The 22240-nt window shown below is 66.0% G+C and carries 17 protein-coding genes, 1 tRNA gene and 1 pseudogene; 12 read left to right on the forward strand and 7 right to left on the reverse strand.

The features are described from left to right. Window positions 1–11 precede the first annotated feature (11 nt). Both sauS and ISM_RS08285 read left to right on the forward strand, forming a co-directional pair. Complete coding sequence (gene sauS / locus ISM_RS08280) at window positions 12–1415, forward strand: acylating sulfoacetaldehyde dehydrogenase (RefSeq protein WP_040618398.1); 1404 nt, start codon at window positions 12–14, stop codon at window positions 1413–1415. Continuing rightward, window positions 1412–2923, forward strand: coding sequence for a class I adenylate-forming enzyme family protein (locus ISM_RS08285; protein ID WP_009813686.1), 1512 nt, complete (start codon window positions 1412–1414; stop codon window positions 2921–2923). Before sauS ends, ISM_RS08285 begins: the two co-directional genes overlap by 4 nt. Before the next feature lie 344 nt (window positions 2924–3267). Here the strand turns inward: ISM_RS08285 and ISM_RS08290 are convergent. Together ISM_RS08290 and ISM_RS08295 are read right to left on the reverse strand one after the other, a co-directional pair. Beyond that, window positions 3268–3354: transfer RNA gene (locus ISM_RS08290), tRNA-Leu, on the reverse strand. A gap of 62 nt (window positions 3355–3416) precedes the next feature. Beyond that, window positions 3417–3902, reverse strand: coding sequence for an Lrp/AsnC family transcriptional regulator (locus tag ISM_RS08295; protein WP_009813687.1), 486 nt, complete (start codon window positions 3900–3902; stop codon window positions 3417–3419). Window positions 3903–4005: 103 nt separating this feature from the next. Between ISM_RS08295 and putA the strand changes: the two genes are divergently transcribed. The 3 genes from putA to ISM_RS08310 are packed head-to-tail and all read left to right on the forward strand — an operon-like array spanning window position 4006 to window position 8640. Beyond that, window positions 4006–7458 carry a bifunctional proline dehydrogenase/L-glutamate gamma-semialdehyde dehydrogenase PutA gene (putA, locus tag ISM_RS08300; protein WP_009813688.1) on the forward strand — a complete coding sequence of 1151 codons (3453 nt, stop codon included), beginning with the start codon at window positions 4006–4008 and terminating at the stop codon, window positions 7456–7458. 31 nt (window positions 7459–7489) lie between these two features. After that, window positions 7490–8263: a rhomboid family intramembrane serine protease gene (locus ISM_RS08305; protein WP_009813689.1), complete on the forward strand. Its 774-nt coding sequence runs from the start codon at window positions 7490–7492 to the stop codon at window positions 8261–8263. Then, window positions 8260–8640, forward strand: coding sequence for a GFA family protein (locus ISM_RS08310; protein ID WP_009813690.1), 381 nt, complete (start codon window positions 8260–8262; stop codon window positions 8638–8640). Before ISM_RS08305 ends, ISM_RS08310 begins: the two co-directional genes overlap by 4 nt. Window positions 8641–8715: 75 nt before the next feature. Here ISM_RS08310 and ISM_RS08315 read toward each other — a convergent pair whose 3' ends face one another. Both ISM_RS08315 and ISM_RS08320 read right to left on the reverse strand, forming a co-directional pair. Then, window positions 8716–9504, reverse strand: a complete 789-nt coding sequence (locus tag ISM_RS08315) for an inositol monophosphatase family protein (RefSeq protein WP_009813691.1) — start codon at window positions 9502–9504, stop codon at window positions 8716–8718. An 81-nt stretch (window positions 9505–9585) separates the two neighbouring features. Then, on the reverse strand, window positions 9586–10506 hold the full coding sequence (locus tag ISM_RS08320) for a LysR family transcriptional regulator (protein ID WP_009813692.1): 921 nt from the start codon (window positions 10504–10506) through the stop codon (window positions 9586–9588). A gap of 99 nt (window positions 10507–10605) precedes the next feature. On the opposite strand from ISM_RS08320, the gene metF reads away from it, so the two are divergent. Both metF and ISM_RS08330 read left to right on the forward strand, forming a co-directional pair. Then, the gene (gene metF, locus ISM_RS08325; protein WP_009813693.1) at window positions 10606–11472 is read left to right on the forward strand and encodes a methylenetetrahydrofolate reductase [NAD(P)H]; all 867 of its coding nucleotides are present in this window, start codon (window positions 10606–10608) and stop codon (window positions 11470–11472) included. A 113-nt stretch (window positions 11473–11585) separates the two neighbouring features. Beyond that, window positions 11586–12035, forward strand: a pseudogene (locus ISM_RS08330) (PaaI family thioesterase). A gap of 31 nt (window positions 12036–12066) precedes the next feature. On the opposite strand, the gene ISM_RS08335 reads toward ISM_RS08330, so the two are convergent. Together ISM_RS08335 and ISM_RS08340 are read right to left on the reverse strand one after the other, a co-directional pair. Continuing rightward, on the reverse strand, window positions 12067–13128 hold the full coding sequence (locus ISM_RS08335) for a DUF2235 domain-containing protein (RefSeq protein WP_009813696.1): 1062 nt from the start codon (window positions 13126–13128) through the stop codon (window positions 12067–12069). A 107-nt stretch (window positions 13129–13235) separates the two neighbouring features. Then, entirely contained in the window at window positions 13236–14156 is a 921-nt protein-coding gene (locus tag ISM_RS08340) for a LysR substrate-binding domain-containing protein (RefSeq protein ID WP_009813697.1), read from the reverse strand. A gap of 116 nt (window positions 14157–14272) precedes the next feature. Here ISM_RS08340 and ISM_RS08345 point away from each other — a divergent pair, with 116 nt between their 5' ends. The 5 genes from ISM_RS08345 (at window position 14273) to ISM_RS08365 (ending at window position 20875) form a co-directional block, all read left to right on the forward strand. Then, window positions 14273–15160: a phytanoyl-CoA dioxygenase family protein gene (locus ISM_RS08345; RefSeq protein ID WP_009813698.1), complete on the forward strand. Its 888-nt coding sequence runs from the start codon at window positions 14273–14275 to the stop codon at window positions 15158–15160. A 35-nt stretch (window positions 15161–15195) separates the two neighbouring features. After that, window positions 15196–15819 (forward strand): HD domain-containing protein, encoded by a 624-nt coding sequence (locus ISM_RS08350; protein WP_009813699.1) that lies wholly within the window; start codon window positions 15196–15198, stop codon window positions 15817–15819. Between the two features lie 355 nt (window positions 15820–16174). Beyond that, window positions 16175–19069, forward strand: a complete 2895-nt coding sequence (locus ISM_RS08355) for a valine--tRNA ligase (protein WP_009813700.1) — start codon at window positions 16175–16177, stop codon at window positions 19067–19069. Between the two features lie 125 nt (window positions 19070–19194). Beyond that, window positions 19195–19968 (forward strand): aldolase/citrate lyase family protein, encoded by a 774-nt coding sequence (locus ISM_RS08360; protein ID WP_009813701.1) that lies wholly within the window; start codon window positions 19195–19197, stop codon window positions 19966–19968. After that, entirely contained in the window at window positions 19961–20875 is a 915-nt protein-coding gene (locus ISM_RS08365) for a glucokinase (RefSeq protein WP_009813702.1), read from the forward strand. Before ISM_RS08360 ends, ISM_RS08365 begins: the two co-directional genes overlap by 8 nt. A 49-nt stretch (window positions 20876–20924) precedes the next feature. Here ISM_RS08365 and ISM_RS08370 read toward each other — a convergent pair whose 3' ends face one another. Further along, window positions 20925–22100 (reverse strand): MFS transporter, encoded by a 1176-nt coding sequence (locus ISM_RS08370; RefSeq protein ID WP_050754177.1) that lies wholly within the window; start codon window positions 22098–22100, stop codon window positions 20925–20927. Window positions 22101–22240 lie beyond the last annotated feature (140 nt).

Below are 22240 nucleotides of genomic sequence, written 5' to 3' on the forward strand. Positions count from 1 at the left end.
GGATGCTCCCGATGAACGCACATGACGAAACCGCCCAGGTCGAGGCCATCATGGCCCGCGCCCGCACCGCCCAGCGCGCCTATGAAACGGACGCGAGCCAAGAGCGCTATGACCGGGCCGCGCAGGCCGCCGCCTGGGCCATCATGGAGCCCACGCGCAACCGCCGCCTCGCCGAACTTGCGGTGGAAACCACCGGTCTCGGCAATGTGCCCGACAAGATCACCAAGAACCATCGCAAGACGCTTGGCCTGATGCGCGACATCAAGGGCGTGGCGACCCATGGCATCCTGTCAGACGACGCCGCCACCGGCATCACCACCATCGCCCGGCCCATCGGCGTGATCGGCGCGGTCGTGCCTTCGACCAACCCGGCGGCAACCCCGGCCAACAACATCATCAACGCGCTCAAATGCGGCAATGCCGTCGTCGTGGCCCCCTCGCCAAAGGGCGTGGCCGCCTGCGAATTGCTGCTCGAGTATATCCATGCCGAGCTGGGCAAAATCGGCCTCGACCCCGATCTCGTCCAGATGATCCCCGCCCCCGGCTCCAAGGCCAAGACCCAGGCCATGATGGAGCTCTGCGACCGGGTGATCTGCACCGGCAGTCAGAACAACGTCCACCGCGCCCAGACCTGCGGCACCCCCGCCGTCGCGGTGGGGGCGGGCAATGTCACGGTGATCGTCGACGAGACCGCCGATCTCGCGGCGGCAGCGGCCAAGATCACCGCCTCCAAGACCTTCGACAACGCCACCTCCTGTTCCTCCGAGAACTCGATGATCGTGGTCGATGCGATCTATGACGAGTTCATCGCGGCGCTCGCCGACGAGGGCGGCGCGCTGGTCCGTGACGCGGCGCAGATCGTCTCGCGGCTCTGGCCCGACGGCCATCTCAACCGCGAGGTCATCGCACAGGACGCGGACAAGATGATCGCGGCGCTGGGGCTCGCGGGCCAAGTGCCCGACGACACCAAATTCCTCGCGGTCGAAACCGACGGGATCGGCCCCGATCACCCGCTCTCGGGCGAAAAGCTGAGCCGCGTCGCGGCCCTCTACCGCGCCCGCGATTACGACCATGCCGCCGAGATCGCGGCCCGCATCCTCGCCTATCAGGGCGCCGGCCATTCCATCGGCATCCACACCGCCCGCGACGAGCGCGCGGTAGAGCTTGGCCGTCACATGCCGACCTGCCGCGTCATCGTCAATCAGGCGCATACCTTCGCCACCGGCGGGGCGTTCAACAATGGCATGCCGTTTTCGCTCTCGATGGGCTGCGGCGGCTGGGGCGGCAACGCCATCGACGAAAACCTGCATTGGAAACATTTCCTGCAAACCACCAAAGTGGTGCGCGAAATTCCCGCGAACGAGCCCTCGCTCGACGAGATTTTCGCCGAGTACTGGGCGGAGGCAGGGCAATGAAGATCGACGCGCAAACGCCGCCCGCGGGCACGCTGCGCGACTGGCTCGACCATCGCGCCGCCACCACCCCGGACCGCCCCGCCTTTCTGTTCTTCGACGGAGGCGATCCGCTCACCTGGGCGGCACTGCGCAACCGGGCGCGGCAATTGGCCCAGGCGCTCACCGTGCAGGATCTGGCCAAGGGCACCAGCGTCGCCATCCTGCAGCCCAACGGACGCGCCGCCATCGAATCCCTCTTTGGCGTGCTCTATGGCGGCTTTCGCGCCACGGTGATCAACCTCGTCGCCGGGGACGAGGCCATCGCCTATGCGCTCGACCATTGCGAGGCCCCCGTGGCGCTGGTCGGCGAGGCCCAGCAGGATCTCTTTTCCCGCACCCGCCCCGACGGCCAGACCGCCTTTGCCCCGCGCGACGGGGTCGGGGCCGAGCTGCACCCGCTGCGCCCCGAGGATGACGCGCTCTTGATGTACACCTCCGGCACCACCGGCCGCCCCAAGGGCGTGATCCACAGCCATGCGAGCCTCTTGGCCGGCGGCTGGACCCCGACCATCGCGCATGAGCTGAGCGCCTCGGATTGCGGCCTCTGCGTGCTGCCGATCTATCATATCAACGGGCTCTGCGTGACGGTGATGAGCACGCTGATCTCCGGCGGCACCCTCGCCGTGGCCGAGAAATTCTCGGCGAGCCGGTTCTGGGACCAATGCGAAACCGCCCGCGCCACCTGGTTCTCGGTGGTGCCAACGATCATCTCGCATCTTTTGCATTCCGACATCACCCCGGGCGAGGCCACCCGCGCCCGCCTGCGCCTTGGCCGCTCGGCCAGCTCGGCGCTGTCGCCCGATGTCCAGACCGCCTTTGAAACCCGCTTCGACGTGCCGATCATCGAAACCATGGGGCTCACCGAAACCGCGGCCCAGATCCTGTCGAACCCGCTGCCCCCCGGCGTGCGCAAGATCGGCTCGCCCGGTCGCGCCTATGGCAACGAGGCCTGCATCCTGTCGCCCGCGCTCACCCCGCTGCCGCCCCACACCCAGGGCGAGATCGCGGTGCGCGGCCCCAACGTGATGCGCGGTTATTTCAAGAACCCCGAGGCCACGCGCGACACCTTCGGCCCCGATGGCTGGCTCCGCACCGGCGATCTCGGCCATATCGACGCCGATGGCTATGTCTATGTCACCGGCCGGCTCAAGGAGCTGATCATCAAGGGCGGCGAAAACATCGCCCCGCGCGAGATCGACGAGGCGCTCTACGCCCATCCCGACGTGGTCGAGGCGGCGGCCTTTGCCCGGCCCTGCAAGACCTATGGCGAACGGGTCGAAGCGGCGGTGCGGCTCTGCGACGGCTCGCCCCTGACCGAGGCCGATCTGATCGCGCTGTGCCACGACCGTCTGGGCCGGTTCAAATCGCCGGATTGCATCCATCTGCTCGACGATCTGCCCAAGGGCCCCTCGGGCAAGATCCAACGCATCAAACTGCCCGAGCTTTGCCCCGAACCCGTGGCCTCATAACACAGCCTTTCGGGGCGTTTCAGCCTCACGAATCATCCTAAGGATGTGCCGACTACACGATTTCTCTTAACGTTTCGTTAAAAGTGCGTTAAGAAAAACTGTGTGATTATCAAGGTTTGTGTGTGTACTCATGGTACGAGTGGCTATGGCGATCAGCCTATGCGCGGGGGTTGCGACCCCCGCGTTGTCGGGCGCCACGCCGCCGATCTCGACCGCCTGTTCGCAACGGGGCTCGACCTGATCCCCTGAACTCATCCCCATCGCAGAACGATCCCCAAACGCGCCTGCATCGAACGGCGCGCCTGCCAGCGATAGGAGAGAGGGAGAATGCCGCAGAGCGAGTGTGGTGCGGGCGGTGGGACTCGAACCCACACGGGCACAAGGCCCAACAGATTTTAAGTCTGGTATGTCTACCATTCCATCACGCCCGCACGTGGCGCGACAATACTGGGCTGGCCGGGGGTGTAAAGACCGTGCGCGGCGGCAGAGGCCGCTAGATCATCTCGGCGAGCCCGCTGTCCTTGACCGCCTGCATCGCCACATGGGTCGAGGTGTGCGACACATGCGGCAGGGTCGAGATCTGCTCGGCCAGAACCCGGCGGTAATCGCCCATATCATGGGTCCGCACCTTGAGCAGATAGTCGAAATTCGCCGCGATCATATGCGCCTCTTCGATCTCCGGCACCCGCAGCACCGCCGCGTTGAACGACGCCAGCGCCGCCTCGCGCGTATCGGTCAGCCGCACCTGCACGAAACTCACATGATCCCGGCCGAGACGGATCGGATCGACCTCGGCGCGATAGCCGGTGATCACCCGCGCCTGTTCCAACCGCCGCAGCCGCGCCTGGGTCGGCGATTTCGACAGCCCGATGCGGCTGGCGAGTTCGGTGATGCTCATCCGCCCATCCGCCGACAGGGCGCGCAGAATCGCATGGTCGAACCGGTCGAGCTCAATCTGGTCGTTTTGGCTGCTACCCATCGCGCTTTTCCGTCATTTGGCCTGCGATCCGTCAATAATCGGGAAATCTACCGCATCGCCCGGGTGTAATCTAGGTCAAATCACTTCTCTTGGGATCTCTCACATGACCACAGCCCTGGATGCCCGCGCCCGTATCGACCACGACACCTACGCCCCCGAGGCGACCACGCTCAAACGGCTCATCGCCGAGGCCGGGCTGAGCGCCGAGGACCGCGCCGCCATCGCCGCCCGCGGCGCCGATCTGGTGCGCGACATCCGCGCCCGCACCGATCCCGGCATGATGGAGGTGTTTCTCGCCGAATATGGCCTCTCGACCGACGAGGGCATCGCGCTCATGTGTCTGGCCGAGGCGCTGCTGCGGGTGCCCGATGCCGACACGATCGACGCGCTCATCGAGGACAAGATCGCGCCCTCCGACTGGGGCAGCCATATGGGCCATTCCACCTCGAGCCTGGTCAACGCCTCGACCTGGGCGCTGATGCTCACCGGGCGGGTGCTCCGCGAGGATCAAAAGCCCGGCCCCGTCGGCCATCTGCGGCAGGCGATCAAACGTCTGGGCGAGCCGGTGATCCGCACCGCCGTCGGCCGCGCCATGAAGGAAATGGGCCGCCAGTTCGTGCTGGGCGAAACCATCCGCAGTGCCATGGACCGCGCCCGCAACATGGAGAAGAAGGGCTATACCTACTCCTATGACATGCTCGGCGAGGCGGCGCGCACCGATGCCGACGCCACCCGCTATCACCTCGCCTATAGCCGCGCCATCACCGCCATCGCCGAGGCCTGCACCGACCGCGACATCCGCAAGAACCCCGGCATCTCGGTCAAGCTCTCGGCGCTGCATCCCCGCTACGAGGTGGCCCAGCGCGACGAGGTGATGGCGGTGCTCATGCCCCGCCTGCGCAGCCTCGCGCTGCTGGCCAAATCCGCCCGCATGGGGCTCAACATCGACGCCGAGGAAAGCGACCGCCTGGCGCTCTCGCTCGATGTCATCGAAACCGTGCTCTCGGAACCGGCGCTCGACGGCTGGGACGGGTTCGGCGTCGTGGTGCAGGCCTATGGCCAGCGGGCCGGTCACGTGCTCGACTACCTCTACGAGCTCTCGACCCGGCTCGACCGGCGCATCATGGTGCGGCTCGTCAAGGGCGCCTATTGGGACACCGAGATCAAGCGCGCCCAGGTCGAGGGCATCGACGGCTTCCCGGTCTACACCGCGAAACCCGCCACCGATGTGAGCTATATCGCCAATGCCCGCAAACTGCTCGGCATGACCGACCGCATCTACCCGCAATTCGCCACCCATAACGCCCATACCGTCGCCGCCATCCTCCACATGGCCGGGGACGAGCGCGAAACATTCGAGTTTCAGCGCCTGCATGGCATGGGCGAGGCGCTGCATGATCTGGTGCTGAGCAACCAGGGCACCCGCTGCCGCATCTACGCCCCCGTCGGCGCGCATCGCGACCTGCTCGCCTATCTGGTGCGCCGTCTGCTGGAAAACGGCGCCAACTCGAGCTTTGTGAACCAGATCGTCGACGAAGATGTGAGCCCCGAAGAGGTCGCCCGCGATCCCTTTGACTTGCTCGAAGAGGCGCTGAGCCATAGCCAGGCCGCGATCACCCGCGCCCCCGATCTCTTTGCGCCGGAACGGCCGAACTCCAAAGGCTTCGACCTCACCCATCAGCCGACGCTCGACCTGATCGACGCGGCCCGCGCGCCCTTTGCCCAGCACCGCTGGCAGGCCGCGCCGCTCTTGGCGGGCGACGCCGCGCCCAAGGCGCCGCGCGATCTCACCAACCCCGCCGATCCCGCCGACAGCCCCGGCTCGGTGGCCGAGGCAAGTGCTGCGGATATCGAGACCGCGCTCGCCCATGCCGCGCCCTGGGACGCCCCGGCCGAGGACCGCGCCCGCGTGCTCAACCGCGCCGCCGATCTCTATGAGGAGAATTTCGGCGAGATCTTCGCGCTGCTCGCCCGTGAGGCCGGGAAAATCCCGCTCGACACCGTGGCCGAGCTCCGCGAAGCGGTGGATTTCCTGCGCTACTACGGCGCCAACGCGCCACAGGACCCGCCCGTCGGCCTCTTCACCTGCATCAGCCCGTGGAACTTTCCGCTCGCCATCTTCACCGGTCAGATTGCCGCCGCCTTGGCCGCAGGCAATGCGGTGCTGTCGAAACCGGCGGAACAGACGCCGCTCATCGCCCATCGCGCCATCTCGCTCCTGCATGAGGCGGGCGTGCCGAAAACCGCACTGCAATTGCTGCCCGGTGCCGGCGATGTCGGCGCGGCGCTGACCTCCGATCCCCGCATTGGCGGCGTGGCCTTCACCGGCTCGACCGAAACGGCGCAGAAAATCCGCGCCACCATGGCCGAAAACCTCGCCCCCGGCGCGCCGCTCATCGCCGAAACCGGCGGGCTCAACGCGATGATCGTCGACAGCACGGCGCTGCCCGAACAGGCGGTGCAGGCCATCGTCGAAAGCGCCTTCCAATCGGCGGGTCAGCGCTGCTCGGCCCTGCGCTGCCTCTATGTGCAAGAGGACATCGCCACCCCCTTCACCGAGATGCTGATCGGCGCGATGGATGCGCTCCACATCGGCCAGCCCTGGCAGATTTCGACCGATGTCGGCCCGGTGATCGACGAAGAGGCCCGCGCCGGGATCGACGCCCATATCCAGACCGCCCGCGCCGAGGGCCGGCTGGTCTATGAGCTCAAGACCCCGAACGCGGGCACCTTCATCGCGCCCACGCTGATCAAGATCGGCGGCATTGCCGATCTCGAGCGGGAAATCTTCGGCCCGGTCCTCCACATCGCCACCTTCAAGAGCCATCAGCTCGACGAGGTGATCGGTGCGATCAACGCCACCGGCTATGGGCTGACCTTCGGCCTGATGACCCGGATCGACGACCGGGTGCAGCATGTGACCGAGGCGGTGCATGCGGGCAATATCTATGTGAACCGCAACCAGATCGGCGCCATCGTCGGAAGCCAGCCCTTCGGCGGCGAAGGTCTCTCGGGCACTGGCCCCAAGGCGGGCGGCCCGCATTACCTGACCCGCTTCACCGCGCGTCCCGCGCCCGAAGCGCCTGAGGGGCAGGGCGACTGGTCGGAGGAGATGGGTGCCAAAGATCTGGCACAGGCGCTGGCCAAGGCCCCCGCAGGCCCGGAGACCCGCGCGCTCATCCTGCCCGGACCGACCGGCGAATCGAACCGGCTGAGCGTCTTTGCCCGCGAGCCGCTCCTGTGCATGGGGCCGGGGGCCGATCTGGCCGAGGCCCAGGCCGAGGCAGTCCGCGCCCTTGGCGGTCGTGCCGTGGTGACCTCTGGCAGGCTCATGCCCGAGGCGCTCACCGCGCTTCACGGCATCTCCGGGGCGCTCTGGTGGGGCGATGCGGCGCAGGGCCGCGCCTATGCCCGCGCACTCGCCGCGCGGCCCGGCCCGATCCTGCCGCTGATCACCGGAATGCCCGACACCGGCCATGTCTGCCACGAACGCCATGTCTGCGTCGACACCACCGCCGCAGGCGGCAACGCGGCGCTGCTCGGCGGCGTCTCTTGACGCGCCCGCGGCTCGGGGACATGGTTTGCCCATGTTCCCGATCCGCGACCACAACCCCTCTGGGCGCAGGCCCTATGTCACCTGGACGCTGATTGCGGCCAATGTGCTGATCTTTCTGGCCTATTACCCGCTGGCCACCAGCGATCAGGCCTTGATGCAGATCTATGCCGAATTTGCCTTGGTGCCGGCGCTCGTCACCGAAGGCTATCACTACCACGGCTTTTTGACCTCCATGTTCATGCATGGCGGCTGGATGCACCTTCTGGGCAACATGCTCTTTTTGTGGATCTTCGGCGACAATATGGAAGACGAAATGGGCCATTTTGGCTTTGCGCTCTTCTATCTCGTCTCGGGGCTCGGCGCGGGGCTGGTGCATTACGCCTCTGGTCCCGGCTCTCTCGTGCCGACGGTGGGCGCCTCGGGGGCCATCGCCGGGGTGATGGGCGGCTACCTGCTGCTCTTCCCGCGCGCCAAGGTCGACATCCTGCTGATCCTGATCATCCTCTTCCGCATCTTCACCGTGCCCGCCTGGCTGGTGCTCGGTGCCTGGTTCGCGCTGCAGCTCTATAGCGGCCTCGGCGCCGATCCCGATATGGGCGGCGTCGCCTATTGGGCCCATGCCGGGGGCTTTGTCATCGGCGTGGCGCTGACCCTGCCGCTGTTTTTGCGGCTGGGTGGCGCGGGTTTCTGGACCCGCAACCACGGCCAGCCGCCGCATCCCGAGGCCGAATACCGCTATGACGCGACGCGCATCCCGACCGTGCGCAAAGTGACCCGCATTCCCACCGTCCGGAGGCGCAAATGAGCACCGATCTCTCTCACCCCATGACCCTGACCTGCCATTGCGGCGCGGTCGAGCTGCGCGTGCAGCTGGCCGAAGGGCTCGACACCGCGCGGCGCTGCGATTGCAGCTTCTGCCGCCGCCGGGGCACCCCCGCCGTCACCGTGCCGCTCGACGGGCTCGAGATTCTGCGCGGCGCGGACAAGCTCACGCTCTACCAATGGGGCACCAAGACGGCCCGCCATCATTTCTGCTCGGTCTGCGGCATCTACACCCATCACCGCCGCCGCTCGAACCCGAACGAATATGGTGTGAACATGGGCGCGCTCGAAGGCGTCAACCCGGCCGAGCATGAACCGATCGGCTGGCATGATGGGGTCAATCACCCCTCGGATCGGTAACTCGCCCACGAAAAAACGCACCGGCGTGATACCGATGCGTTACCGACGTTTTACCGACAGGCCGTTTCGCGCGCCTTAGGCGTTGCGAATGACCTTGGCGAATTTCTCGAAGACCTGCTCATTGGCACAGACCACATTGCCGTCTTCGATGATATTTCCTTGCGGATCAAGCGGTTGCACCATGCCACCCGCCTCGCGCAGGATGACAACCCCCGCCGCCAGATCCCAGGCGTTCAACCGCCGCTCCCAGAACCCCTCATAGCGGCCCGCCGCCACATAAGCCATATCCAGCGCCGCCGCCCCCCAGCGCCGCACACCGGCACAGACAGGCATCAGCCGCGCAAGGTCCTGCAGCGTGTGGGGCAGGTCGCTCCGGCCACCAAAAGGCACGCCCGTGGCAAAGATCGATTCGATCATTTTCGACCGCCCCGACACCCGCAAACGGCTCTCGTTCATCCAGGCGCCTTCGCCCTTTTCGGCATAGAACATCTCGTCCTTGGCGGCGTCGAAAATGACGCCCGCAACGATCTGGCCCTTATGTTCAAGGCCGATGCTCACCGCCCAATGGGGCAGGCCATGCAGGAAATTCGTGGTCCCGTCGAGCGGATCGACGATCCAGCGCCGGGTCGGGTCCGCACCGGCGATCTCGCCACCTTCCTCGGCCAGCCAGCCATAGGTCGGCCGCGCCTCGAGCAGCGCTTCCTTGAGGATCTCTTCGGCCCGCAGATCGGCCCGGCTCACGAAATCGCCCGCACCCTTCATCGAGACCTGAAGGTTCTCGACCTCGCGGAAATCCTTGACCAGCGACCGACCCGCCTTGCGGGCCGCCTTGATCATGATGTTGAGATTTGCACTGCCGATCATCACGGGCTCCTGTTTATCAAGCCGCGCGTATACGCGCCAAAGCCCGTCTTGCCAAGGCCCGATGGGGCAAAACCCGCAGCCTCAGGCCGGCGCCGCCGCCCGCCGCTGCAACCGCACCGGAATGTCCCGCCCCAGCTTGAGGAAATGCGACATATAGGGCTTGTCCGCATCATCGTCCCGGATCGCCGCATAGAGCCGCTTGGTGAGCCCCGCCTCGGTCACCCGCCGCACCACGTAATCGCTCGACCCGTGCAGCTCGCGCACCACCCAATCGGGCAGCACCGCCACCCCGCGTCCCGACGCCACCAGCATCAGGATCACCGCCGTGAGCTCGACCTGCCGCGTGGCTTTCGGTTCGACCTTGGCGGGGGTCAGCAGCTCGGTGAACACATCGAGCCGCGACCGGTCCACGGGATAGGTGATGAGCGTCTCATCGCGGAAATCCTCGGCCACCACGAAGGGCTTTTCCGCCAGCGGATGATGCCGCGACGCCAAGAACACCGGCTCGTAATCGAACAGCGGCTTGAAACTGATGCCGGGCAGGGTCTCTGGGTCGGACGAGACCACCAGATCGACCTCTTCCTTCTGCAACGCCGGCAGCGCGTCAAAGGCGAGCCCCGGCCGGATGTCCACATCGACCTCCGACCACGGCTTGCGGAACTGCTCCAGCACCGGAAAGAGCCATTCGAAACAGGCATGGCATTCAATCGCGATATGCAGCCGACCCGAACTGCCCTCCCGCAGCCCGCTGAACTCATCCTCCAGCGCCTCGATCTCCGGCAGCACCCGTTCCGCCACCCGCAACAGCCGCAGACCCGCCGCCGAGAGCTTCATCGGCTTCGACCGCCGCACGAAAAGCTCGACCCCGGCCTGATCCTCAAGCCCCTTGATCTGATGGCTGAGCGCCGATTGCGTGATGTGCAACAGGTCCGCCGCCCGGGCCAGCCCCCCGGCCTGATGGATCGCGCGGATCGTGCGGAGATGGCGAAACTCAATATGCATCTTGTGGTCGGCCTCATGTTCTTTGTGAGGAATATGAATTTGCCTAATCATGCTGCGCCTGCAACAAGAACTCAAGACCCAAGCCAGAGGATCACCCAGATGACCACGCCTGCCATCTCTTTTGAATTCTTCCCGCCCAAGACGCTCGAGGCGTCCTTCCGCCTGTGGGACACGGTGCAGACCCTGGCCCCGCTCGAGCCGCGTTTCGTTTCCGTCACCTACGGCGCGGGCGGCACCACCCGTCAGCTCACCCGCGAAGCGGTCGAAACCCTGCACAAATCCGCCGGTCTCAAGGTCGCGGCCCATCTGACCTGCGTCGATGCGAGCCGCTCTGAAACCCTCGCCATCGCCGATGATTTTGCCCGCGCCGGTGTCACCGACATCGTGGCGCTGCGGGGCGATCCGCCCAAGGGCTCCGGTGGCTTCCGCCCGCATCCCGACGGGTTCGAGGACAGCTGCGCGCTGATCTCGGCGCTGGCGGACACTGGCCGGTTCAACATCCGCGTCGGGGCCTATCCCGAACGCCACCCCGAGGCCGCCGATGACGCCGCCGATATCGACTGGCTCAAGCGCAAGATCGACGCCGGCGCGAGCGAAGCGATCACCCAGTTCTTCTTCGAGGCCGAGACCTTCCTGCGCTTCCGCGACCGCTGTGCCAAGGCCGGGATCGACGCGCCCATCGTGCCCGGCATCCTGCCGATCGAGAACTGGTCGAACACCCGCCGCTTTGCCACCGCCTGTGGCACCGGCGTGCCGCAATGGCTCGACGATGCCTTCGACAAGGCCACCCGCGACGGGCGCGAAGACCTGCTCGCCACCGCTCTGGCGACCGAGCTTTGCAGCGATCTTCTCGAGGAAGGCGTCGAAACCCTGCATTTCTACACGCTGAACCGGCCCGAACTGACCCGTGACATCTGTCACGCGCTTGGGGTGACCCCCAAGGTGAAACTGCGCGATGTGGCCTAAGTCGCGCGGTTGACAGGCCTCCGCGGCGCACCAATAACACCCTGAGCATTGGTGCGACGCGGAGCCTGTCCTTGACCCTCACATTTGCCGAAACTCTCGACGATCTGCCCGATATGGCGGATCTTTTGTCCCGTTCGGGGCTCGATTTCATGCAGGCGGTGCTGCGCGGCGAGCTGTCCGGCCCGCCCATCGGCCGCACCCTCGGCTTTCACCTGACCGAAGTCGCCGAGGGCCGCGTCGTCTTTGAGGGCAGCCCGGGGTTCAACACCACCAACCCGATGCGCGGCACCCATGGCGGCTAGTACGGCACCCTGCTGGATAGCTGCATGGCCTGCGCGGTGATGACCTGCGTGCCCCAGGGCAGTTATTACACCACGCTCGAATACAAGGTGAACATCACCCGCGCCATCCCGCTCGGCACCTCTGTCCGCGCGGTCGGCACGGTGAGCCACGCGGGCCGCTCCACCGGCGTCGCCAGCGGCGAAATCCGCGGCATCGACGACGACCGCCTCTACGCCACCGGCTCGACCACCTGCCTCATCATGCAGGCGCGTCAGGACTGACCGAGTTTGAAAAGCTGCGAGGGCAGGGGGCCTACACCACCCTCTGCGGCGTCGTCAGATGCGGGTCGTCGCGGCGCACCGAAGGGTGCAGATGCTCGGACGGGTCGGCCCCCACCACCCGCTCGCGGCGGATGAGGAAAAGCTTGCCCCAGCCCCGCCAGCGCCCCACCGACGGCGCCTCGGGATCACAGGCAAACCGCTTGTGCCACTCTCCCGGCAGCGCCAGCCCACAGGCTTCGGCCTTCTCCAGCATCCACACCAGCGGGATATTCGACAGCGGCCGCGCCTCGTGAAAACTGCCCAGATGCCCGCCCACATCGCCATGAGTGCCGCGAAACCAGACCTGCTCGACCCGGCCCTTGCCGCCCTCGGGCGAGTGCCACATCACCGGCTCGAACGCCGCCCGCGTCTCATCCAGCGCCAGCGCGTGATAGCCGTGCCGCACCACCGGCGACAGCGCATGGTTGTGAAACGCATGGCTGTCCTCCTTGAACCGCCACAGGATCGGCAGCCGCCAGCCCAGCGCCTTGACCGTGTCCCAGACGCCGATCATCTCGATCTCTACCGTCTCGTGGCAATAGGCCTCGCGAAACTCCGACATCGCGCCATTGGGGTTGATGCTGCGATAATGCCGATAGGCGAGGTTGACGTTGCGCTCTGTCGCATGTTCCGCCCGCAAGAGCCCGACCTTGTCGATCGCCCCCGCCAGCGACCGCACCGCGAACGCCCCCCGCGAATAGCCAAAGAGGAAAATCCGGTCGCCGGGCCGATAGCGGCTGGCGAGATAGCCATAGGCGCGCCGGATCTGCCGGTTGAGCCCGCCGCCGGTGATGATATCGCGGGTGCTGCGCCAATCCTGCCATTGCAGCCCGGCCTCGTAATAGATCGACAGCGACGGCCCGCCGATCTCATCCAAGAGCTTGTAGGTGAGGCCTGCATTGCTCTCGAACCCTTCGGCCAGCGTCGACATCGTGCCATCGAGAATGAGAACATGGGTCATCTGGCCCCGGTGATGCGCCTGACCGCGCCGCCGTTGCCGCAGACCCGGTATGCCCAGATCGGAAATCCATTTGATCAATCTGCGCATCGACATCGCGCGGACACCCCGTTGTTGCGTCGACCTGACAGGGACACACACTCGCACCTTACTCTTAACATAGGCGAAAAGACGGGCGGGTCAGGGCGCTATCACGGGATTTTTTAGCCCCGTGTGTCCGCGCCCCCCGCCGCCACACCCGCCGCCACCTCGGCACAATAGTCGAGAAGCCCGCGGCGAAACCCCCGCGCCGCCGGACGCAACGCCGCCAGATCGCGGCACACCAGATGATAGCTCTCGCGCCCGGCGATCGACAGCCCCGGCAGACACGCCACCAGCCCCGCGTCACGCATCGCCTGATCGCTGGCCGGCGCCCGCGCCAGCGCAATGCCCAGCCCCTCGCGCGCCAGCGCCATCGCGGTCACCGTGTCCTCGGTCTGCAGGAATCGCGCCCGCCCGGGCATGAGCCCGAGATGCTCGAAAAGCTGCAACCACCCGGCGCGATGTTCGCCGAGATTGATCAACCGATGCTGCAAGAGGTCCGCCGGCGCGGAAATCTCTTGCGCCAACCCGGCCCGCGCCACCGGATAGATCCGCTCGCCCAACAGCGCCTCACTGTCGCGGCCAAGCGTCGCCGTCTGCCCGAACACGATCTCGAGATCGGCCACCTCGCGCAGCCCGCCGCGCCACTGGCTGATCGTGGTGACGGTCACCGCCACTTCGGGATGCGCCTCGCAATAGCGCGGCAGGAACCGCGCCAGCAGACCTTGCGCGAACATCGGCTCGCATTGCACGAAAAGCTGCTGACCGGGGGCCGCGCCAAACAGCCCATGGGTGGCGCTGTCCACCGTGCTGAGCGCCTGCTGGATCGACGGCAAATAGGCCCGCCCGGCCTCGGTCAACCGCACTGCATGGGCCTGCCGCTCGAACAGCGGCCGCCGCAACCGGTCCTCCAGCGCCCGCACCTGCTGGCTCACCGCCGCCGCCGACATGTTGAGCTCCTGCGCCGCCCGGGCAAAGCTCTCGTGACGCGCGGCGGCTTCAAACACGCGCAACCAGTTGAGAGAGGGCAACTTGAGACTCATATCCCGAGGCTAAGCCCAGCTTGCCCTCAGCGTCCAGTCTTTCGCCTATCGCCGCCGCCCAAGCCCCGGCTAGGCTCGGAGCAGAACAGGCGATATCGCAGAGGGAGGAACAGGCGATGACGGCACTGGCGCTTGCGGCGGGACAGCTCGATACCGGGCTGCAGGACCGCTACTGGCAGGACGGGTTTCTGCATCCGATCACAGTGATGGACGCGGCCGAGGCCGCCGCCATCCGCTCCGAATTTGAGACGCTCGAGGCGGAGTGGCGTGCCGCCGACCTGCCGCTGCCGCTCAACAGCTACCTGCGCGTCAACGCCCATTGCGTCCTGCCACTGGCGGCGCGTCTGGCGCTCGACCCGCGCGTGCTCGACGTGGTCGAAGGCGTGCTCGGCCCCGATCTCATGGTCTGGTCGGCCGAGTTCTTCATCAAGGAGCCGCGCACCAAACATGTGGTCGGCATGCATCAGGATCTGACCTATTGGGGCATGGGCGAAACCTCGGATCAGGTCACCGCCTGGATCGCCCTCTCGCCCGCCACCTGCGCCTCGGGCTGCATGGATTTCGTGCGCGGTAGCCATAAAAACCCGATCCTGCCGCATGTCGACACCTTCTCCGAAACCAACCTCCTGTCGCGCGGTCAGGAAATCGCCGTCGAGGTGGCCGAGGGCGACAAAACCCATATCGAACTGCAGCCGGGGCAGATGTCGCTGCACCATGGGCTGACGATCCATGGCTCTGGCCCCAATGGCTCGGACGACCGGCGCATCGGCTTCGCCATCCGCTATCTCAACCCCAACGCCCGTCAAGAGGTCGCCGACCGCGACTACGCCATGATGGCCCGCGGCGCCGATCATAGCGGCAATTTCCTCCATTACATGCCGCCGCGCGCGCCCTTCCACCCGCAGGCGCTCGCCCTCTACGACACGATCCGCCGCGCCCAAGCAAAAGCGCTGGCCCAAGGCGCGTCCAAGACAGTAGGCTTATACGCGGAACAGGGAACATGACCGCGCCTGACGCGGCACAGCAAGGAGCCTCAAAGATGGACAAGGTCAGCTTCACGCAGATGAAGGACGGCACCAAGGAAGATTATGAATTCCTCACCGCCCATGAGATCGACCACACGAAACACACCGCCAAACGGCTGCTCAAGGCGCTTTCGGAACTGGATGAAAGCCTCTCGGGCTATCAGATCACCCGGCTCGGCCATTCCGTCCAATCCGCCACCCGCGCCTGGCGCGACGGGGCCGATGTCGACTGGGTCGTGGCGGCGCTCCTGCATGACATCGGCGACATCTACGCGCCCTATAACCACGATGAATACGCCGCCACCATCCTGCGCCCCTTCATCCGCGAGCAATGCGCCTGGGTGGTGCAGACCCATGGCGATTTTCAGATGCTCTACTACGGGCACCACCTCGACGGCTTCGACCAGCACAAGCGCGAACGCCATCGCGGCAACCCCTATTTCGACGACAATGCGCAATTCTGCGAGCGCTGGGATCAGGCGTCTTTCGACCCCGAGTATGACACGCTGCCGCTCGAGTTTTTCGCGCCGATGGTGGAAGAGCTCTTTGCCCGCACGCCCTATGATCCCGAGGTGATCCGCCCCGGCGCGCGTGAGCCACTGGTGGATGACGCCGTCGCCGCCCGCCGCGCCGCCTGATCCGCCACGGCTGCGCCCCGGGCCGATGTCGGATTTGGGTATTTGACACCAGAAAGACGCAAGGCCGCATCTTGGCCCTGCGCCCGGTCCTGCTAAACGAACCCTTTGATAACCGCCCCGGCCCCGCAAGGCACAGGGCGGCCTCTTCCTGGTACGGTCATCGGCTCCCCAGCCTGTACCGCCCCGTCACTTTCGCAGCTCTGGGTTAACAAGAGGTTTCGCGCCTCTTTCTGGTGACAAATACCCCTGTCCCGCCCGCGCCACAGGCGCGCGGCCTCGGGGGGCACACCCTTTTCCTTTGCGCGGCCATTCGCTAAGGGAGGGGCAAACCCCTTCCGGTACAGGACGACAGACGATGGCGATGGAAAAAACCTTTGACGCGGCCGCAGCTGAGGCACGGCTTATCGAGGCCTGGGAACAGGCCGGCGCTTTCCGGGCCGGGGCCAATGCCAAGCCCGGCCGCGACAGCTATTCCATCATGATCCCGCCGCCCAATGTCACCGGCGTGCTGCACATGGGCCATGCCTTCAATAACACGCTGCAGGATATTCTCATCCGCTGGAAGCGGATGCAGGGCTTTGACACGCTCTGGCAGCCCGGCACCGATCACGCGGGCATCGCCACCCAGATGGTCGTCGAACGCGAGCTTGCCAAAGAGGGCAAGAAGCGCACGGATTTCAGCCGTGATGAGTTCCTGTCGCGGATCTGGGCCTGGAAAGAGCAATCGGGCGGCACCATCATCAATCAGCTCAAGCGCCTCGGCGCGTCTTGCGATTTCGACCGCACTGCCTTTACCATGGCGGGCGCGGCGGGCGACACAAGCACGGGCCACGAAAACTCGCCGAATTTCCACGACGCGGTGATCAAGGTCTTTGTGGAGATGTACAACAAGGGGCTGATCTATCGCGGCAAGCGGCTGGTCAACTGGGACCCGCATTTTGAAACCGCCATTTCCGATCTCGAGGTCGAGAATGTCGAAGTGGCCGGTCACATGTGGCATTTCAAATACCCGCTCGCCGGCGGCGCCACCTATGACTATGTCGAGAAGGACGAGGACGGCAACGTCACCCTCCGCGAGACCCGCGACTATATCTCCATCGCCACGACGCGCCCCGAAACCATGCTCGGCGATGGCGCGGTGGCGGTGCACCCCTCGGACGAACGTTACGCGCCCATCGTAGGCCAACTCTGCGAAATCCCCGTCGGTCCCAAGGAACACCGCCGCCTGATCCCGATCATCACCGATGATTACCCCGATCCGAATTTCGGCTCGGGCGCGGTCAAGATCACCGGCGCCCATGATTTCAACGACTATCAGGTGGCCAAGCGCGGCGGCATCCCGATGTACCGGCTGATGGACACCCGCGGCCAGATGCGGGCCGATGGCGCCCCCTATGCCGACGAGGCCGCCAAGGCCCAGGCCCATGCCAAGGGGGCGGCCTTCACCGAGGCCGAGGCCGATGCGATCAACCTCGTCCCCGATCACCTGCGCGGTCTCGACCGGTTCGAGGCCCGCGCCAAGGTGGTCGAGGAAATCACCGCCGAAGGTCTCGCCGTGATGACGACCGAGACCCGCACCGACGAGGACGGCAACGCGCAGGAGGTGGCCGTGCCGCTGGTCGAGAACAAGCCGATCATGCAGCCCTTCGGCGACCGCTCCAAAGTGGTGATCGAGCCGATGCTCACCGACCAATGGTTCGTCGATGCCGAGAAAATCGTCGGCCCCGCCCTCGATGCGGTGCGCGATGGCACGGTGAAGATCCTGCCCGAGAGCGGCGAAAAGACCTATTACCACTGGCTCGAGAACATCGAGCCTTGGTGCATCTCGCGTCAGCTCTGGTGGGGCCATCAGATCCCGGTGTGGTTCGACGAGGAGGGCCACCAATATTGCGCCCCGACCGAGGCCGAGGCACAGGCACAGGCGGGCGAAGGCGTCACGCTCACCCGCGATCCCGACGTGCTCGACACCTGGTTCTCATCCGGTCTGTGGCCCATCGGCACGCTCGGCTGGCCCGAGGAGACCGAGGAATACAAACGCTATTTCCCGACCTCGACCCTGGTCACCGGTCAGGACATTCTCTTCTTCTGGGTCGCCCGGATGATGATGATGCAACTCGCCGTCGTCGATCAGGTGCCCTTTGACACCGTCTACCTGCACGGGCTCGTCCGCGACGCCAAGGGCAAGAAGATGTCGAAATCCACCGGCAACGTCATCGATCCGCTCGAGATCATCGACGAATACGGGGCCGACGCGCTGCGCTTTACCAATGCCGCCATGGCCTCGCTCGGCGGCGTGCTGAAACTCGATATGCAGCGCATCGCCGGCTATCGCAATTTCGGCACCAAGCTCTGGAACGCCGCCCGCTTTGCCGAGATGAACGGCGCCACCGGCAGCGATGGCCAGATCCCCACACCCGAGGCCACGGTCAACCGCTGGATCATCGGCGAAACCGCCAAGGTCCGGCAGGTGGTGGACGAGGCGCTCGAAACCTTCCGTTTCAACGACGCGGCACAGGCGCTCTATGGCTTTGTCTGGGGCAAGGTCTGCGACTGGTATGTCGAGTTCTCGAAACCGCTGCTGCTCGATGGCGATGACGCCACCAAGGCGGAAACCCAGGCGACCATGGCCTGGGTCATCGACCAATGTCTGATCCTGCTGCACCCGATCATGCCCTTCATCACCGAAGAGCTCTGGGGCACTTTGGGCCGCCGCGACACGATGCTCGCCCATGCCGATTGGCCGACATACGGGGCCGAGTTCGTCGATCCCGCCGCCGACCGCGAAATGAACTGGGTGATCTCGCTTGTCGAGGCGGTCCGCTCGGCCCGCGCCCAGATGCATGTGCCCGCCGGTGCCAAAATCCCGATGGTGGTGACCACGCTCGACGCCGCCGGTCAGACCGCCTGGGACAGCAACGAGACGATGATCAAACGCCTGACCCGGGTCGAGAGCCTCGATAAGGTTGCAAGCTTCCCCAAAGGCTCGATCACCGTCGCCGTCGAAGGCGGCAGCTTTGGCCTGCCGCTCGCCGATATCATCGACATCGACGCCGAAAAGGCCCGTCTCGAAAAGACACTGGGCAAGCTCGCCAAGGAACTCGGGGGCCTGCGCGGACGGCTCAACAACCCGAAATTCGTGGCCAGCGCCCCGGATGAGGTGGTCGAAGAGGCCCGCGACAATCTCGCCCTGCGCGAAGAGGAAGAGACCAAGCTCAAAGAAGCGCTGGCCCGGCTCTCCGAGGTCGACTGACCTTCGGGGCGACCTGCGGCGCGGCGTTCCTGGGCAGGCGGGCTGACAGGGCTGGCCTTGGGCGGCGAATGGCGGTTAACTCCGCCATAGCCGCCCGCGCCCACCGCATTCCAAGGAGCCGCCCGATGCCCGCGCCCACCAACACCTTCAAATCCGCCCTCGCCTCGGGCGATCTGCTGCTCGGCTGCTGGGCAGGGTTCGCCGATCCCTACGCCACCGAAGTGCTCGCCACCGCGGGCTATGACTGGCTGGTGATCGACGGCGAACACGCCCCCAACGACCTGCGCAGCATCTCGGCCCAGCTCGCCGTGCTGCGCGGCCAGCACAGCCACCCGGTGGTGCGCCTGCCGATGGGCGAGCCCTGGCTCATCAAACAGGTGCTCGACGCAGGCGCTCAGACCCTGCTCATCCCGATGGTCGAAAGCGCGGAGGAGGCCCGCGATCTGGTCCGCGCCATGCGCTACCCGCCCGATGGCATCCGGGGCTCTGGCGCGGCACTCGCCCGCGCCTCGCACTTCGCCGACATCCCCGATTACATCGCCACCGCCAATGATCAGATGTGCCTTCTGGTACAGGTCGAAACCCGCGCCGGCATCGACGCGCTGGACGAGATCCTCGCGGTGGACGGCGTCGATGGCGTCTTTATCGGCCCCTCGGACCTTGCCGCCGACATGGGCCATATGGGCGACGCCTCGCAAGCGGACGTGGCCGAGACCATCGAGGACGCGCTCGCCCGTATCCGCACCGCAGGCCGCGCCGCCGGCATCCTCGCCCTCGACGACGCAACCATCCGCCGCTACCGCGACTGGGGCGCAAACTTCCTCGCCGTCGGCATCGACGTGGTGATGCTGGCCCAAACGGCACGGCAGACGCTTGCCAAATGGCGCACCGATGACTGAGACATGGCTCGTGGCCGATGTGGGCGGCACCAACAGCCGCCTCGGCCTCGCCACGCATGACGGGCTCTTGGCGGGCAGCAGCGCCAGCTTTGCCAATGACGCCTACCCGGAATTCGACCGGCTCGTCGCCGAATATCTGGCCGGGCAAGGGGCCGAGATCACCGCGCTCTGCGCCGGGGTCGCAGGCCCGGTGCGCGCGGGCCGCGCCCAGCTCACCAACCGCGACTGGCAGATCGACGCGGACCGCCTGGCCCAAACCACCGGCGCCACCCGCGTCACCCTGATCAACGACCTGCAGGCCCAGGGCTACGCGCTCGACGATCTCGACGCGGCCCGGCTCACGCCAATCTGGCAGGCCACCCCGCCACCGCCCCGCGCCACCCGCATGGTGCTGGGGCTCGGCACCGGCTGCAACATCGCCGTCACCCATGATCTGGGCTCCCGCCTCTTCGTCCCCCCCGCCGAGGCCGGCCATTCCCGCCTGCCGCATCTAGAAGACCTTGCCCCCGCCATGGCCCGGCTCGAGATGGATCACCTGCCGGTCGAGGCCTTCCTCTCCGGCCCGGGCCTCTCCCGCCTCCACAAGGCGCTGCATGACCAAGACGCCAGTCCCGCAGAGATCCTCACCGGCCACAGCCCCGCCCAGCGCGACACGCGCGCCGCCGCCACCACGCTCCTCGGTCAGGTCTTGGGAAATTTCGCCACGATCCACCTGCCGATGGGCGGGATCTTCCTCATCGGCGGTCTCGCCCGCGCGCTGCTGCCGCGTCTCGACACCACCGCGCTTCGCGCCAATTTCACCCAAAAAGGCCCCTACCGCGCCATCCTCGAGGACATCCCGCTCTGGCTCATCACCGATGACGACGCCGCCCTGCGCGGCTGCGCCCGGCTCCTGCGTCAGGGCTAGCGCCTCTTTCTGGTGTCAAATACCCAAAGCCACCGCCGCGCCTCGGCGCTCAGGCCGCGACCGGCGCGCGGTCTTCGCGGATCGGCAGATGCACGATGGCGCTGAACGCGCCGATGCCGACCCCGATCCACCAGACCATCGTGTAATCGCCATAGATGTCATACATCCGCCCGCCGAGCCACACGCCCATGAAACTGCCAAGCTGGTGCGAGAAAAAGATGATCCCATAGAGCGTGCCCATATAGCGCAGCCCATAGATATGCGCGATGAGCCCGCTGGTCAGCGGCACCGTGGCCAGCCACAAGGACCCCATCGCCACCGAGAAAATCAGAACCGAAGCCGGCGTGATCGGCATCAGAATAAACGCCGCCGCCACAATCGTCCGCCCGGTATAGATCGCCGCCAGCAGGTATTTCTTCGAATAGCGCTTGCCGAGATAGCCCGCCGTCAACGTGCCCGCGATATTGGCGAGCCCAATGAGGCTCACCGCCACCGCGCCCAGCGCCGAGGTGGTGGTGATCCCCAGCCCATGCAGCACCCCACCCGGCAGGATCGGCCCGCAGAGCTCGGTCACGAAGGCCGGGAAATGCGCCGTGATGAACGCCAGTTGATAGCCGCAAGAGAAAAACCCGAGGAAAATGAGCGTATAGCTCGGATCGCGAAACGCCCGCTTGAGGATCGCCCCCATGCTCTCTTCGAGCTCGGCCCGGTTCACCGGCTCCGGCGCGCGCATCATCGGCAACACCATGAGCGTGGCGAGGATCGTCACCGCAAAGACCACGAACACCGCCTGCCAGCTCATCATCCCGAGGAGATATTCCGCCATCGGCGCGCCGAACACCTGTCCCGCCGACCCCGCCGCCGTGGCAATGGCGAGGCTCATCGACCGGTTTTCGTCGCTGCTCGCCCGGCCCACCACCGCGAGGATGACGCCAAAGCCGGTGCCCGCGATGCCAAAGCCTACGAGGATCTCATAGAGCTGATGCGCCTCCGGCGTCACCGCAAAGGACGACAGCACAAGCCCCGCCGCATAGGTGAGCGCCCCGAGGATGATCGCCTTGCGGTCGCCGATCTTCTCGGCCAGCGCGCCGAATATGGGCTGCCCGATGCCCCAGGCGAGGTTCTGAATGGCAATGGCAAGGCTGAACTCGGCGCGGAGCCAGCCGAACTCTTCCGCAATCGGGATCTGGAACACGCCGAACGACGCCCGAATGGCAAAGGACATGACGATGATCACACAGCCTGCGATCAGAACGGGGGTAAACAGCGGGGTTTTGGTCACGGGCCGGCTCCGGTAATGCCGCGCCACTCTAGGCCCGCGGCGAGGCGCGTCAATTCCGCATTTGTGATGGGTACAATCACCTC

It is taken from the genome of Roseovarius nubinhibens ISM, assembly GCF_000152625.1.
GTDB classification, from domain to species: Bacteria; Pseudomonadota; Alphaproteobacteria; order Rhodobacterales; family Rhodobacteraceae; genus Roseovarius; species Roseovarius nubinhibens.

Excerpts from the sequence above, each read along its gene's own strand:
- sauS (WP_040618398.1), top strand. The coding sequence starts at position 12 with ATGAACGCACATGACGAAACCGCCCAGGTCGAGGCCATCATGGCCCGC.
- ISM_RS08285 (WP_009813686.1), top strand. The coding sequence starts at position 1,412 with ATGAAGATCGACGCGCAAACGCCGCCCGCGGGCACGCTGCGCGACTGG.
- ISM_RS08295 (WP_009813687.1), bottom strand. The coding sequence starts at position 3,902 with ATGGGTAGCAGCCAAAACGACCAGATTGAGCTCGACCGGTTCGACCAT.
- putA (WP_009813688.1), top strand. The coding sequence starts at position 4,006 with ATGACCACAGCCCTGGATGCCCGCGCCCGTATCGACCACGACACCTAC.
- ISM_RS08305 (WP_009813689.1), top strand. The coding sequence starts at position 7,490 with ATGTTCCCGATCCGCGACCACAACCCCTCTGGGCGCAGGCCCTATGTC.
- ISM_RS08310 (WP_009813690.1), top strand. The coding sequence starts at position 8,260 with ATGAGCACCGATCTCTCTCACCCCATGACCCTGACCTGCCATTGCGGC.
- ISM_RS08315 (WP_009813691.1), bottom strand. The coding sequence starts at position 9,504 with ATGATCGGCAGTGCAAATCTCAACATCATGATCAAGGCGGCCCGCAAG.
- ISM_RS08320 (WP_009813692.1), bottom strand. The coding sequence starts at position 10,506 with ATGCATATTGAGTTTCGCCATCTCCGCACGATCCGCGCGATCCATCAG.
- metF (WP_009813693.1), top strand. The coding sequence starts at position 10,606 with ATGACCACGCCTGCCATCTCTTTTGAATTCTTCCCGCCCAAGACGCTC.
- ISM_RS08335 (WP_009813696.1), bottom strand. The coding sequence starts at position 13,128 with ATGTCGATGCGCAGATTGATCAAATGGATTTCCGATCTGGGCATACCG.
- ISM_RS08340 (WP_009813697.1), bottom strand. The coding sequence starts at position 14,156 with ATGAGTCTCAAGTTGCCCTCTCTCAACTGGTTGCGCGTGTTTGAAGCC.
- ISM_RS08345 (WP_009813698.1), top strand. The coding sequence starts at position 14,273 with ATGACGGCACTGGCGCTTGCGGCGGGACAGCTCGATACCGGGCTGCAG.
- ISM_RS08350 (WP_009813699.1), top strand. The coding sequence starts at position 15,196 with ATGGACAAGGTCAGCTTCACGCAGATGAAGGACGGCACCAAGGAAGAT.
- ISM_RS08355 (WP_009813700.1), top strand. The coding sequence starts at position 16,175 with ATGGCGATGGAAAAAACCTTTGACGCGGCCGCAGCTGAGGCACGGCTT.
- ISM_RS08360 (WP_009813701.1), top strand. The coding sequence starts at position 19,195 with ATGCCCGCGCCCACCAACACCTTCAAATCCGCCCTCGCCTCGGGCGAT.
- ISM_RS08365 (WP_009813702.1), top strand. The coding sequence starts at position 19,961 with ATGACTGAGACATGGCTCGTGGCCGATGTGGGCGGCACCAACAGCCGC.
- ISM_RS08370 (WP_050754177.1), bottom strand. The coding sequence starts at position 22,100 with ATGTCCTTTGCCATTCGGGCGTCGTTCGGCGTGTTCCAGATCCCGATT.